This window comes from Actinoplanes sp. NPDC000266 (assembly GCF_042899005.1).
Taxonomy (GTDB): domain Bacteria; phylum Actinomycetota; class Actinomycetes; order Mycobacteriales; family Micromonosporaceae; genus Actinoplanes.
Map to the genome: position 1 here is coordinate 249,563 of NZ_JBIAZI010000009.1, position 13,668 is coordinate 263,230.

Below are 13,668 nucleotides of genomic sequence, written 5' to 3' on the forward strand. Positions count from 1 at the left end.
CTGATTCGAGCGACCACACGTCTGCGGATGGTGAGATGACGAACAGCGATCCGCTGCCCCGGCTGGCCACCGAGGGTGAGCGTCTCGGGTGGATTTTCAGCGACCGTAACCTCTACCGGCGCCGGTTCACCGAGCCACCGCCGCAGCCCCAGCCCGTCCCGCCCGAGCTGCGCGAGCGCCTGGAGCGCGCGGAGCGGAGCACGACCAAGCGGATCCTGGTCTCGATCGGCGTGGGCGTGCTGCTCGCGGTGCTGATCGGCTGCTGCGGCGGCGTGGCCGCCCGCGGCGACGACGGCAGCGGCCGGGCCGTGGTCTTCCTGTTCGCCGGTTTGGCCTTCGTGGCCGGCATCGCCGGAGCCGTGATCGCCGCCCTCATGCCGGGCTGGGCCCGCAAGGCCGTCGAAAACGCACAACAGAAGGCCGAGGACGAGTACGCCAGTGACCACGCCGCCTGGGACAGCCGCCGGCAGTGGCACGACCAGCAGCAACAGCAGGCGGTCGACGCCCGCCCGGAGTGGACGGCGGCCAGCCCGTCGCCCGGCACCCGCCGCGTCGACATCATCGGCGGCACCATGTACGGCTGGGAGGCCGTGCTCACCGTCTTCGGTGGATCGCTGCTGGCCACCCGCGGCCGTATGGTGCTGGCCGACTTCACCGGCGAGGCGCTCAGCGGCGAGCTGATCCGGCTCGCCGAGACGACGAACCGCTCGGTCCGCGAGCTGGTGCTGCCCGAGCAGCTGGCCGAGTTCGACCTGGTCGCCGGCCTCGAACCGGCCGAGCTGGTCGACGGCCTGGTCGAGGCCATGTACGGCGACGCGCCCGAGGGCAACCGGGCCGAACGCTCGCAGGACACGCTGCTGCTGACCGAGGTCAGCACCATCCTCGCGCCCCGGCTGACCATGGCCCGGTTGCTCGCCGCGCTGCACGTGCTGGCCGAGCGGCCGGCCTCGCCCCAGCTGACGCCTTCGGAGCGGGAGCAGCTGCTCACCCTGCGGACCGAGGCGGCCCGCGTACGCCGGATCGAGGCCTTTTTGCACCCCATGGAGGCGATGGGCTCCGCCGCGTCGTCGTCCGAGATCGCCGACCTCACCTGCCTGGTGGCCGGCGGCGAGGGCGGTCAGGCCCAGAACGAGCTGCTCAGAGATCTGACCGTGCAGTGGCTGAGCCGGCAGGTGCGCCGGGCCGAGCCGCCGATCGGCTCGCTGGTCCTGCTCGGCGCCGACGAGATCCACCACCGGGCGCTGGAACGGCTCAGCACGCTGTGCGAGCGGCGCGGCATCCGGTTGGTCCTGTTCTTCGCCCACCTGCGGGCCGACTCGCTGCGCACGATCGGCGGCGGCGAGGTCGCGCTGATGCGGCTCGGCAACCACCAGGAGGCGCAGCAGGCGGCCGAGTTCGTGGGGCGCGGCCACAAGTTCGTGCTGAGCCGCCTCACCCGCTCGCTGGGCGGGGAGGAGACCCACACGCTGGCCGACACGTACGGCGAGAGCGAGAGCAAGGGCGGCGAGCGGGGCTCCCGCCTCGCCGGCCGTCACCTGCGTCGTTTCAGCAGCACGAACTGGAGCAAGAGCCGCAACTGGAGCCAGACCGAGTCGACCGCCCGGGGCACGAACTGGAACGACGCCTCGTCGGCCGAGCGCGTCTACGAATACACGGTCGAGCCGCGAGTGCTGCAGGACCTTCCCGAGTACGCCATGGTGCTCGTCAAGAACGAGGGCACCGGCTCAATCGTCCAGGCCGTCGAGGTCGACCCGGCGATCGTCACCCTGCCCCGCGTGTCGATGACCCCGGTGGCGCTCGAGCCGCCGCCCGACGCTGTGATTCCGGCTCCGCGCCCGTTGGAGGCGCCCACGCCGCTTCCGTCCTGGGGTGCGATCACCGATCCGCCCAAGCAGCAGGAGCCGGGCCGGTCGAGTCACGAATGACCAGCTCGGTGGCGAGCTCGACGTGAAGCGCGTCGAGCCGGTGCCGGTCGAGAAGGCGTACGAGAAGACCGACCGCGATCCGGCCCATCTCGGCCAGCGGCTGGCGCACGGTGGTGAGCATCGGGCTGGTCGCCTGAGCCAGGTCGATGTCGTCGAAGCCGGCGATCGACAGGTCCTCGGGCACCCGTAGCCCGTGGCCGGCCGCCGCGGCCAGCGCGCCCGAGGCGGCCTTGTCGTTGAAGCCGAGCAGGGCGGTGGGCCGGTCGGGCCGGTCGAGCAGATGCCGTGCGGCCTCGTAGCCGAACTGGACGGTCGGCTCGCCGGGCAGGACCAGGCCCGGATCGGGGAGCACGCCGGCGTCGGCCAGCGCCGACACGTGCCCGGCCCGCCGCGCGCTGCTGGCCAGCCAGTTGTCCGGCCCGGCGAGCAGGCCGATCCGCCGGTGGCCGAGCCGGGTCAGGTGCTCGGTGAGGCTGCGGGCGCCGGCGAAGTGGGCCGCGGACACGGCGGCGATGTCGCGCGGCACGGCCTCACGCGGGTCGACCACGACGAACGGGAAGCCCGAGGCCTGAAGGGCGATCAGCTCCTCGCCGGGCTCGGGCGGCAGCACCACGATGGCGCCGCCGACCCCGGGCCGGCCGGCCAGCGACGGCAGGACCTCGCTGTGCTGGGCGGCCTCGCCCGCGTTGAGCACGAGCTGGCGGCCGTGCAGGTCGAGGGTCTCGGCGATCGACGAGACGATCAGTCCGAAGTAGTCGGTGAGCAGGTAGGGGCAGCGCACGAAGACCGCCCCGGCCCGGGCCGGCCGCCGCCTCGGCCCGCGGCCGCCCAGCTGCTCGACGGCGCGATGGACCAGGTCACGGGTCTCCGGTGCGACGTGCTCCTGGTCGTTGAGCACCCGGGAGACGGTCGCGATGGAGACACCGGCGTGGGCCGCGATGTCCCGCACGGTCGGGCCCGCTCTCATACCGGAAGCATAAACATTGACATCCGTCACCGTGACAAGCTTGACTGTTTGTAACAGAAACGTTCCGTAGTTGTTTCAGTTTGTTACATGGGAGCGACCCGTGGCTTACTTCGGAACCACCTTGGCTTTGGCGGCGTCCATCCTCTTCGCCCCGCACCCGGTTGCCGGTGGCGCCCAGGTCTGGGTGACCACGCCCGGGGGCGCCAACTACCACGATTCGGTGTCCTTCGGCGCCTCGACGGCCGGGGTGCCGACCGTGGTGGTCGACCCGAACCGCCGTTTCCAGACCATCGAGGGCTTCGGCGCCTCGATCACGGACTCGTCGGCCGCCGTGCTCTACCGGCTGACCCCGGCGGCGCGCGACGCGGCGATGGAGTCGCTGTTCCGCGAGAACAGGCTCGGCTATCTGCGCCAGCCGATCGGCGCCTCCGACTTCACCGACGAGCCGGCCTACACCTACGACGACATGCCGGCCGGGCGGACCGACTACGAGCTGAGGCATTTCAGCATCGCGCACGACCGGGCGCAGATCCTGCCGTTGCTGCGCCAGGCCCGCCGCCTCAACCCGGCACTGAAGATCATGTCCACGCCGTGGAGCCCGCCGGCGTGGATGAAGACAAATGGCTCGCTGATCGGCGGCCGGCTCATCGATTCGCCGGCGATCTATCGGTCGTACGCCGCCTATCTGGTGAAGTTCGTCCAGGCGTACCGGGCCGAAGGCGTACGCGTCGACGCCCTGACCATCCAGAACGAGCCGCAGAACCGCAACCCGTCCGGCTATCCGGGCATGGACCTGCCGTCGTGGCAGGCGTCCGAGGTGATCACGAGGCTCGGGCCGATGCTGCGCGCGGCCGGACTGTCCACAAAGATTCTGGGGTACGACCACAACTGGTCCGAGCATCCGAACGACGCCGCGTCGACGCCGCCGGACTCGGTGGCCGACATCGACCGCTATCCGCAGCAGTTGCTGTCCACGCCCGCCGACAAGTGGATCTCGGGCATCGCCTACCACTGCTACTACGGCGATCCGAGCGCGATGAGGGCGGTGCGGACGGACGTCTACTTTACCGAGTGCTCGGGAAGCCAGTCGAGCGATCCGGCGAACACATTCTCGGACACGCTGAAGTGGCACGCCCGCAACCTGATCATCGGCAGCACCCGCAACGGCGCCAAGACGGTGATCAACTGGAACCTGGCCCTGGACGAGACGAACGGCCCGCACACCGGCGGCTGCGGCACGTGCACGGGCGTGCTGACGGTGGCCGCGGACGGCACGGTGACCCGCAACGCCGAGTACTACACACTCGGGCACGTGGCCCGTTTTGTCCGTCCGGGCGCGGTGCGGGTGGCCAGCACGTCCTTCGGCACGACGGGCTGGAACGGGCAGATCCAGGACGTCGCGTTCACCAATCCGGACGGCAGCACCGTGCTCGTCGCCCACAATCAAAACGACAATCCCCAGGCTTTCGGTGTACGGCTCGGCACGCGCTCTTTCGTCTACACGCTCCCGGGCGGCGCGCTGGCCACGTTCGTCTGGCGTGGACAGTCGGCGGACCGCCCGATAGCGCCGGAGGGCTGGACGGCTTCGTCCCCGCCAGCGGTCGACGACGACGCCAGCACCCGGTTCACAACCGGAAGTCCGCAGCAGCCGGGCCAATATCTGCGGGTGGACTTCGGGCGGGTGCAGCCGGTCGGACGGGTGGTCTTCGACGCGGGGGCTTCCCTCGGTGACGTGCCCCGCGGCTGGACCATCGCCGGGTCGGAGGACGGCCGGCGCTGGTTCACGGCGGCGACCGGCGCCGGCGGACAGTTCGCCACGGCGGTCTTCGCCGGTAGGCCGATCAGGCACGTCCGGATGACGCTGACCGCGGCGGACCCGTCAGCCTGGTGGTCGGTCGCCGATGTCCGGGCGTACCGCTGAACGCTCTTGGAGAACCGGTCCTGGCGGCCCGGCCGCAGCGCCTCCACGCGCCCGGCCGCAGCGCCTCCACGCCCGGTCGCAACCCTTCTCGCCCGGTCGCAACCTTCTCGCCCGGTCGCAACCCTTCTCGCCCGGTCGCAACCTTGTCGCCCGGTCGCAACCCTTCTCGCCCGGTCGCGGTGCTCTTGTCGCCCGGCCGCAACCCTTCTCGCCCGGTCGCGGTGCCCTTGTCGCCCGGCCGCAACCCTTCTCGCCCCGGCTGTGGCGCCCTCCCCGTCCGGCCGCGGCGCCTTCCCGCCCGGTCGTAACCCCCCCCATCCGCGATGGCTTTGAAATCGACCGGCGGCCCTCGTGACCAGGGCAACTGCTCCTCTGATCTTCATATGGCACGCTAGAACTTGACGTTGACGTCAGGGGCAGAGAACCGCGAAAGGAGTCATTGTGCGTATCGGCGAACTTGCACAGCGGGCGAGCGTGAGCGTCCGCGCTCTGCGCTACTACGAAGAGCAGGGCCTGCTGCTGTCGGACCGCAGCCCCAGCGGCCAGCGGCACTACAGCGAGCCCGCCGTCGACCGCGTCCAGCTGATCCAGCACCTGTACTCGGCCGGCCTGACCAGCAAGACCATCGCCGACCTGCTCCCGTGCGTCGACGCCAAGGTCAGCACCCCGGAGTCGCGGGCGCGCCTGATCGCCGAGCGGGACCGCATCGACGCCCAGATCGCCGACCTGACCACCGCCCGCGACAAGCTGGACGCCATGATCTCCTTCGCCGGCACGCCGGCCAGCGGCTGCGCCTACGTCTGATCGCTAGGCGACGTACAGCTTGCGCAGTGGCGCCGTCACTTCCCACACGGTCGCCGTGCCCGCGGTGAGCCGCACCAGGTCGCCGGGCTTGATGGCGATCGGCTCGGCGCCTTCCACCGCGATCGTGCCCGAACCCTCGAGCACCACGAAGACCTCGTCCACCTCGATGTCGCGGACCGCGCCCGTGCTCATCTCCCACACGCCGATCTCCACGCCCGTGTTCCCGAGCGTCGTGATCGGTGTGGCGCCCAGTGTCGGCGTGCCCGCCACCACCTCGCCGGCATCCGCCGGTGCGTGCACCACCGAGACCTGGGCCAGCGGAAACACCTCGACGTCAGCCATGATCGACACCCTAGTAGCAGCTCGAAGGCCTCCGCATGTCCGGTTCGGAGAAAGCTCCGCTTAACGAGCTGTTTCAGCATTAAAAGAGGCTTTTGCCCGTTTACGAGCCCTTAGCCTCATCTCCGATGACGGAGACGAGAACCGGCGTGAGCCACCCGGCGGCCCCCGCGGCCGCCGGGCCGACGTCCGGCTTCCGGCCCGACATCGAAGGGTTGCGCGCCGTCGCCGTCATCCTCGTGGTCCTCTTCCATGCCGGGGTGCCCGGTGTCGGCGGCGGCTACATCGGCGTCGACGTCTTCTTCGTCATCTCCGGCTTTCTGATCACTTCGCTGATGCTGCGAGAAGTGGACGAAACGGGCCGCGTCTCGCTGATCGGCTTCTACGCCCGGCGCTGCCGGCGTCTCCTGCCCGCAGCCGGGTTGGTGCTGGTCACCGTCGTGCTCGCGAGCTACCACTGGCTCGGCTTCCTGCGCGGCGACGAGATCGCCGAGGACGCGAGCTGGGCCGCGCTGTTCGCCTCGAACTTCCGCTTCGCCGCCCAGGGCGTCGACTACCTCGCGTCGCAGTCCGCGGCCTCGCCGGTGCAGCATTTCTGGTCGCTCGCCGTCGAGGAGCAGTTCTACCTGGTTTGGCCGGTTGCGCTCATCCTGCTGCTGTGGCTCGGTTTCCGCTGGGCCCTGCCGTACTGGCTCATCGGCGCCATCGTCCTTTCCCTCGCCTATGCGGTCGGGCAGGCCGGCACCTGGTCGTCCTTCTCGCCGGTCACCCGCCTGTGGGAGCTCGGCGCCGGCTGCCTGCTCGGTCTGGCCGCGACCCGTCTGCGCCACATTCCGTACCGGATCGCGAGCACGATGGCGGCAATCGGTGTCGCGCTCATCGTGATCACCGCTTTGACCTTCGACGAGCAAACCCCTTTCCCGGGATACGCCGCCGCGCTGCCGGTCGGTGCGACGATGCTCGTTCTCGCGGGCCGTGCGGACGCGCTGCTCGGCGGCCGCCCGATGATGTTCCTGGGGCGGCTGTCGTATTCGCTCTATCTGTGGCACTGGCCCGTGCTGATCATCGCCGAGCAGGCCGCCGGCCGGCCTCTGCCCGCGCTCACCCGGGCGGTGCTGGTGCTGCTCAGTGTGGCGCTGGCCGTGGTGACGTACCTCTGTGTCGAAGACCCGATCCGGCACAACCGGCGCCTCAGGCGCTCCCACCTGCTGACCTTGGCCCTGGCCGTCCTGATGGTCGCCGCGCCGCTCGCGGTGGCGGGCTGGAAGACGTCCACCTCGCCGTCCGCCGACACCGGGCGCGGCGGCGAATATCAACCTCGACTAGGAGCGCCGGCCGCGCATGTCCAGGACTGACCGCCTGCCGATCCTCGCCCTGGCCCTGGTGCTTCTCGCCGGATGCGCCGGCGCCCCGCCGCCCCGGCCCCGCCCGGCCGGTGACGTGCCCGCGCCGGAGATCGCGCTGTCGAGCGTGCTGGCCGCCGTCCGCGAGGCGCCGGGCATTCGGGCGCTGCCCGCCGATCTCACCCCGGCGCTGGCCACGACCGCGACCGATCTGGGCTTCGACAACGAGAAGTGCGAGGCCGGGCCGAAGGCGGACCGGGTCGAGCCGTGCGTCTTCGGCGACCGGGCGAGCGCGACCGACGTCGTGCTCTACGGCGACTCGCACGCCGGGATGTGGCTGCCGGCCCTGTCGGAGATCGCCGAGCGGCGGCACTGGCGGTTGCAGCTCTTCGGTAAGCCGGGCTGCCCGGCGCCGGCCTTCACCATCTGGAACCAGCAGGAGAACCGGCCCTTCAGCGAGTGCGACCGGTTCCGGTCATTCGTGGCTTCCCAGGTCGCTTTGGTACGGCCCGAGCTCGTGATCGTGGCGAACTCCAGCTTTTCGCGGAAGCGGGGCCGGGGCGAGCTGATCACGCCCGGGGAATGGCAGGAGGGCCTGGCCGCGACTCTTCGGACGTTGCGGAGATCGGCCACCGCGGTGGCCGTGCTCGGCGACACACCCGTACTGGATCTGAACGCGCCCGAGTGCCTCAGCGTTCACCGTTCCGACATTTCGCCATGTGAAACGACCCGGACCGCGGCGACGGCCCGGGTATGGAACGCGGCCGACGCGGCGGCGGCGCGGGAAACGGGCGCCGGCTATGTGTCGGTGCTGCCCTGGCTGTGCACGAGGGTGTGCACAGCGGTGATCGGAAATGTCACCGTCTATCGCAATCGGTTCCATCTGACCGGGACGTACGCCCGGATGATGAACGGCGTCCTGGAGGAGGCCCTGCTCGCGCACTTCCCCCAGGACGCGGTTCCCTAGTCGTTACTTGCGGCGGCGGGCCCGCAGGACCGTGCCCGCCGCCGCCGCGATCGCCAGGGCCACCCCGGCGATCACCGCGCGCGGGATCGGGCGGCTGCCCGGTTCGCGGGTGGTCAGTTGTTCCTTAGTCTCGGCGGCGGCCTCGGCGACACGGGCCGCGGTCTCCGCCGTGGTTTGTTTGATGTGCGCGACGCCGGTCGCGGGAGCGGCATGCTTCGGATGCCCTTCCCCGCCGGCGTCGCCACCGCGGATCTCCTGCGTCTTCTCGATCGCCGCACTCTTGACCTGCTGCGTCTTGTCCGCAGCCGTGTCCTTGACCTGCTGAGTCTTCTCCGTGGCGGTGTCCTTGACCTGCTGCGTCTTCTCAGCGGCGGCCTGCTTGACGTCAGCCGCCTTGACCTTCGCCTCGTGCGCCTTCTCGGTGGCGGCCTGCTTGACCTCGCCGGCCTTCTCGGTGGCGGCCTGCTTGACCTCGCCGGCCTTCTCCGCGGCGGTCTGCTTGACCTCGCCCGCTTTGGCCGCGGCGGTCTGCTTGACCTCGCCGGCCTTGGCCGCGGCGGCCTCCTTGGCCCGGACAGCGGCCTGCTTGACCTGCTCGGTCTTTTCGGCGGCGACCCGCTTGGCCTGCGCCTTCACGTCCGCCTTGGCGGCCAGGGCGGCCGCCGTCTCGGCCAGCTCCGCCCGCGTCTCGGCGATCTCCTGCTTCACCTCGTCACGTGACCTGGTGTCGCTCATGCGTGCCGTCCCTCCCGGATCGCGCCCTTGACCGCCTCGACGTCGCGCTTACCGCTCTCCATGGCCGCCTTGGGCTCCGGCGGCAGCGCCTGCTTCACCTGGTTCTTCCCGATCAGCGCGGCCACGCCGGCCGCGCCGAAGAGCACCACGGTCACGATCAGCGCCGCCACCCAGACCGGCATGACCAGTGCCAACAGCGCCCCGATGGTGACCAGCAGCGCCCCGACCCCGTACAGCGCGACGACTCCGGCGCCGCCGAGCAGTCCCGCGCCCGTGCCGGCCCGCTTGCCCTTCTCCACCATCTCCATCCGAGCGAGCGTCAGCTCGTCCCGAACGAGCGTCGACACCTGTTCGCTCAGCTGGCTGACCAGCTGCGCGGTGGGCTGTTGCTCGGTATGCGTCGTCATCAGTGAGCTCCCTTCCGTGTAAGGCCTACTTACCCGGTGGAGTGCCGCCTATTCAGCAAACGGGACAAATCAGGTCTAGCGCCCGGAGAGCCGGCTGGACCCGGGTTCCACGTGCAGCGCGTCGTCGACCTGCCATGACGGCCCATCAGGTTCCAGCCTCCTGCACTCGCCGGTTGAGCCGCGAGGGGATCGAAGGCCGGCAACGATCGGAGCTCCGCCACTAGGATGCTTTCCGTGTTCGATATCTTCGGGCGTTCACGTGCCGGCGGTCATGCCGGGTGTGCTGACCAGACCGGGCCACTGAGCCTGCCGCCTACTGAGGGACGGCGATGAGGCCCCCACCGATCATCGCGGGGGCGGCGTTGCACGTGGGATTGCCGGCCTGGGCTTGACCGCCCGGCGCCTTTGCCTCCGCGAGGTGGAAGCCCAGGCCAGCCCTCTCAGAATGCGAAGTTCGGGCGCTACGCGGCGGCATTCAGGCCCCTTACTTATTCAGCGGCCGACCGTGAGGCGCTGTCTATTCCCGTATGCCGCATCGATGAAAGCGCTGGAGAGGAATCGCAATGGTCAGGGCGAGAGCTGCGAGCCATGGGAATGACAATGAGTTGGTGCAAGTTTGGAGGGAGCTGAATAGGCATGCGGGCAAATTCGGCGGCCTCATCCGGCAGGCGACGGATGAGGTAATAGCGACTCATCGCACTCGGCGGTGGCATCTTGATGAATGCAGCCGCCAGGAGATGGCCTACCTGGGTGTGAACATCGAGAATTTGATCCGCGATGCCTTGGGGCTCGATGCGGGGTCACGGATGGATTTCTCCGTCGGGGGCGTCGATGTGGATTGCAAGTGGACGCGAAACTTCGGGCAATGGCAGATTCCTCGCGAGGCTGTAGGTCATATCTGCCTACTGGTCTACGGCGACGATATTGAGGGCAACATGGCGGTTGGCCTAGTGCGAATCGCGGAAGAATCCTTGGTCGGAGGAAACCGCGACCAGAAGAGGACAATAGCAGCGGCTGCCCGTAATGATATCTTGTGGATTGAGAACCCAGAAACCCCTCTCCCTGAGAATTTCCTGCTGACCCTGAGTAAGGCTGATCGGGCGGCCATCCTCGAGCCACGAGGGGGAACTGACCGGATGGTGCAATTATTCGAGCGGTGTCATGGCCGTGTGATAACTCGCCAGACGGTGGAGTCGATCGGGCAACAAGTTGACTCTGGCCGGCGCGTGCGTGCCGCAGGTGCGCGCCTTCTTCCTGACGGCTACGAGGTTCTGTGCGGGTACAAGAAAAAAGACAAAGAAAAGATGCGCGCGCTCGGCTTCGCCGGTTTGATGCTGAATCGTTCTCAGTACATATGCCTAAAGTCTGATGGGACGACCTTCGAAGACTTCGAGGGGCGTGAGGCGAAGCGGCAGGTGGAGGCCGCGTCTTTTAGGAAAGAATATAAGAAGAGGGTCGCCGCCGAGAAGAGAGAGCGCAAGCGGAAGCGGGACGAGCTATTGAAGAAGCTGGGACCGGCAGTTGCCGACGTGCCAAACCTCGAAGCTACCGACGAGTACTCGCCTTTTGGGGCGGGTCTGGTCCGGGATGCTGAAACTGTGGCTGCCAAGCGGGTTTAGGCGCAGTCCGCGGTCCCGCTTTGGTGGGCGCGAATTTCTAGCAAATACGACGCTGCCCGGCCAGCGAGGCTGGCCGGGCAGCGTTCGAAGTTGATTAGGCGGGCTGCTCCGCCGGGCGGCGGAAGAGGGTCGGGGACAGGGTGAGGGTGTAGCCCTTCACTCGGGCCAGGGCCAGAGCGCCCGCCACCGCCGCGATCGTGGTCACCGCGCCGGCCAGGAGCAGGGCCTCTCGCGGGCCGATGACGTCGCACAGCCAGCCCACGGCGGGGGCGCCGACCATGCCCGACAGCGACGACACCAGGCCCAAGGTGGCCAGGACCCGGCCTCGCATCTCCTCTCGGGTGTCGAGCTGGATGCGGGTCGAGACGACCGTGTCGAAGATGACGGCGCCGGCCGCGATCGGGAGGATCAGGGCGGCGAAGCCCAGCACGTTCGGGGCCAGGCCCGAGCAGAACTGCAGGACGCTGATGAAGAAGCCGGTGGCCAGCAGGACCCGCAGGGTGGAGCGGCCGCTGCCGGCCAGCAGCAGGCCGCCGGCCACGGCGCCCACCGCGAAAACGGTCGAAAGGAAACCGTACGAGCCCGAGGAACCGGACAGCGGGCCGGCGACCATCGCGGCCATCGACACCTGGTAGTTGCGGCCCAGGGAGCCCAGGACGAACGACAGGGCCAGGACGATCAGCACGGCCGGCTGGGACAGGACGTAGCGGAAGCCGGCCACGATGCCGCGCGACGACGCCGGGGCGGTGTTCAAATGGCGCATTTCTCCGGTACGCATGAGGGCCAGCGCGCCGACCACGGCGAGATACGACGCCGCGTTGATGGCGAACAGGGCCGACGGGCCGGTGATGCCGACCAGGACGCCGCCCAGCGCCATGCCGCCGATGCGGCCGGCCGAGCTCAGGACCGAGCCCAAAGCCAGGGCCGAGCCGAGCTGCGAGGACGGGACCAGAGCCGAGCCGAAGCGGCCCAGCATCGGGCCCTCGAAGGAGCTGATCACGCCGGACAGCAGGGCGACCGCGTAGATGATCCAGTTGGTGGAGCCGAAGAGCAGGGCGACCGCCAGGAGCGCTCGCACCATCTGAAACGCGATCAGGAACGGGCGGGCCGGCAGGCGGTCGGCCAGGGCGCCGCCCCAACTGCCCAGCAGCAGCACGGGCAGCGCCTGGAGCATGACGACGAGGCCCATGGTGGCGGCCGAACCGGTCGCGGTCAGGATGAGCCAGTTCAGCCCGAGCACCTGCATCCACGTTCCGCCCACCGAGACCAGGTCGGCGGCGGCCCAGAGACGGTAGTTGCGGACTCGCAGCAGCGCGAACATCGGAGCCAAAGCGGCGGCACCCCCACAGGAAAGCGACGCCGTCCCTCGGCGCCGCCTGCCTGTTCGGGAAGCGACCCCGAACCGCTTCGGCCTAATCGAGCCGCACTACCAGACCGCAACCAGCGGAGTTGTAAACCCAGAGACTTCAGAGGTACGCGGTCACAGCCACCGCCGAAACCTGTTAGAACCCGCCGCAGCGGCGGCCTAGCTGCAAGTCGAGCTCCTCACCGGCCTTCGGCCGGTTCGTCACTCGGGCTGCAAACCGGACAAACGGTTCCCGGCCACCGAGAAGACCCACCCGTTCTTCACTATCTGAAAGCCCTCGATCGTGGCCACCACCTGGCCGGTCGCCGCGCTCAACACCGGCCCACCCGTGTAGAGCAGCCCGCCGGCCCGCATCGGCTGCCCGGCGATCGCGGGCAGCTGCCGCCACCACAGGCGCCGGCCGTTGCGGACGTCGAGGGCTTCGACCGTGCGTTCGGCCGACCGATATACGCGGCGGCCGTCGGTCGCGATCAGTGCGCCCTGCTTGCCCTCGGCCGTCCACAGCTGGGCGCCGTCGGAGGCGCGCACGGCCGTCAACGCCGTGCCGTCCGAAACGAGGAACCTGTCGGCAGAGGGGGTGGCGCTCTCGGCGTACCAAATGCGGTTTTTGGTCCATGAAGCGACGCCCGAGGTGATCGTCACCGCCGTGGTGGTCTTGCCCTTGACCAGCAGGAGCCGGCCGTTCGCGGAGACGCCGGAGGCCTCGTACAGGGGCTTGCGCCACAGCTCGCGGCCGTCCGTCGCGCGATAGGCGACCGTCACCTGCTCATCCGAGGGCGAACTACCGGAGATCACGACAACGCCCTTGTCGACGACGAACGAGGCCACCGGCACCGGCGGCGCGATCCGCCAGCGGACGCGCCCGGTCGCGAGGTCGAGTCCCACGATCCGGCCGTCGGGGTCGCTCATCGAGTTGCAGTCGCTGTTCGCGGCGACGAGTACACCATCTGAAACGGCCATCGAGGGCGTGGTCGAATCGTCCGGGTCTTCCCAGTCGAACCGCCAGGCGAGGCGCCCGGTCATCGCCCGATAGGACGAGATGCCCCGCTCATCCGTGGCAATGACCGAGCCGCCGCCGCCGCTGAGCAATGGCGCGGACGGGCCGCCGCATGCGCCTTCCTTCTCTCGCAGCGCGACTGACCACCTCGGGGCGAGGTCGCCTACGGTGCCGGCGTTGACGACGGATTCGCCCGGGTTGTAGAAGCTGTCCTCGGCGTCGTAGCCGGCGTGGTCCCAACCGCCGGGAGCCGGCGTCGCCAACGAGAGTGCCAACAG

The 13,668-nt window shown here is 69.4% G+C and carries 12 protein-coding genes; 6 read left to right on the plus strand and 6 right to left on the minus strand.

The annotated features are described in order from the left end of the window. The first annotated feature begins 35 nt into the window (after positions 1-35). A complete protein-coding gene (locus ACFY36_RS34220) occupies positions 36-1,925 on the plus strand; it encodes a hypothetical protein (protein WP_499750052.1) in 1,890 nt (629 codons plus the stop codon). Here ACFY36_RS34220 and ACFY36_RS34225 read toward each other — a convergent pair. Continuing rightward, positions 1,876-2,892, minus strand: a complete 1,017-nt coding sequence (locus tag ACFY36_RS34225; RefSeq protein ID WP_499750053.1) for a LacI family DNA-binding transcriptional regulator — start codon at positions 2,890-2,892, stop codon at positions 1,876-1,878. The genes ACFY36_RS34220 and ACFY36_RS34225 overlap by 50 nt on opposite strands. Before the next feature lie 100 nt (positions 2,893-2,992). On the opposite strand from ACFY36_RS34225, the gene ACFY36_RS34230 reads away from it, so the two are divergent. Together ACFY36_RS34230 and ACFY36_RS34235 are read left to right on the plus strand one after the other, a co-directional pair. Beyond that, entirely contained in the window at positions 2,993-4,813 is a 1,821-nt protein-coding gene (locus ACFY36_RS34230) for a glycoside hydrolase family 30 beta sandwich domain-containing protein (protein ID WP_499750054.1), read from the plus strand. Between the two features lie 441 nt (positions 4,814-5,254). Next, entirely contained in the window at positions 5,255-5,617 is a 363-nt protein-coding gene (locus ACFY36_RS34235) for a MerR family transcriptional regulator (protein ID WP_499750055.1), read from the plus strand. Between the two features lie 3 nt (positions 5,618-5,620). Here the strand turns inward: ACFY36_RS34235 and ACFY36_RS34240 are convergent, their stop codons facing one another. Further along, positions 5,621-5,959 carry a cupin domain-containing protein gene (locus tag ACFY36_RS34240; RefSeq protein WP_499750056.1) on the minus strand — a complete coding sequence of 113 codons (339 nt, stop codon included), beginning with the start codon at positions 5,957-5,959 and terminating at the stop codon, positions 5,621-5,623. A 125-nt stretch (positions 5,960-6,084) separates the two neighbouring features. Here ACFY36_RS34240 and ACFY36_RS34245 point away from each other — a divergent pair, with 125 nt between their 5' ends. Together ACFY36_RS34245 and ACFY36_RS34250 are read left to right on the plus strand one after the other, a co-directional pair. Next, a complete protein-coding gene (locus ACFY36_RS34245) occupies positions 6,085-7,311 on the plus strand; it encodes an acyltransferase family protein (RefSeq protein WP_499750057.1) in 1,227 nt (408 codons plus the stop codon). Next, positions 7,298-8,266: an SGNH hydrolase domain-containing protein gene (locus ACFY36_RS34250; RefSeq protein ID WP_499750058.1), complete on the plus strand. Its 969-nt coding sequence runs from the start codon at positions 7,298-7,300 to the stop codon at positions 8,264-8,266. Before ACFY36_RS34245 ends, ACFY36_RS34250 begins: the two co-directional genes overlap by 14 nt. Before the next feature lie 3 nt (positions 8,267-8,269). Here the strand turns inward: ACFY36_RS34250 and ACFY36_RS34255 are convergent, their stop codons facing one another. Both ACFY36_RS34255 and ACFY36_RS34260 read right to left on the minus strand, forming a co-directional pair. After that, complete coding sequence (locus ACFY36_RS34255) at positions 8,270-9,001, minus strand: hypothetical protein (protein WP_499750059.1); 732 nt, start codon at positions 8,999-9,001, stop codon at positions 8,270-8,272. Continuing rightward, on the minus strand, positions 8,998-9,408 hold the full coding sequence (locus tag ACFY36_RS34260; RefSeq protein WP_498693030.1) for a phage holin family protein: 411 nt from the start codon (positions 9,406-9,408) through the stop codon (positions 8,998-9,000). The genes ACFY36_RS34255 and ACFY36_RS34260 overlap by 4 nt, the downstream gene beginning before the upstream one ends. Positions 9,409-10,016: 608 nt before the next feature. Here ACFY36_RS34260 and ACFY36_RS34265 point away from each other — a divergent pair. Then, positions 10,017-11,027, plus strand: a complete 1,011-nt coding sequence (locus ACFY36_RS34265; protein WP_499750060.1) for a NaeI family type II restriction endonuclease — start codon at positions 10,017-10,019, stop codon at positions 11,025-11,027. Between the two features lie 94 nt (positions 11,028-11,121). On the opposite strand, the gene ACFY36_RS34270 is transcribed toward ACFY36_RS34265, so the two are convergent. Continuing rightward, positions 11,122-12,348 carry an MFS transporter gene (locus ACFY36_RS34270; RefSeq protein WP_499750230.1) on the minus strand — a complete coding sequence of 409 codons (1,227 nt, stop codon included), beginning with the start codon at positions 12,346-12,348 and terminating at the stop codon, positions 11,122-11,124. A 246-nt stretch (positions 12,349-12,594) separates the two neighbouring features. After that, on the minus strand, positions 12,595-13,665 hold the full coding sequence (locus tag ACFY36_RS34275) for an outer membrane protein assembly factor BamB family protein (protein ID WP_499750061.1): 1,071 nt from the start codon (positions 13,663-13,665) through the stop codon (positions 12,595-12,597). Positions 13,666-13,668 lie beyond the last annotated feature (3 nt).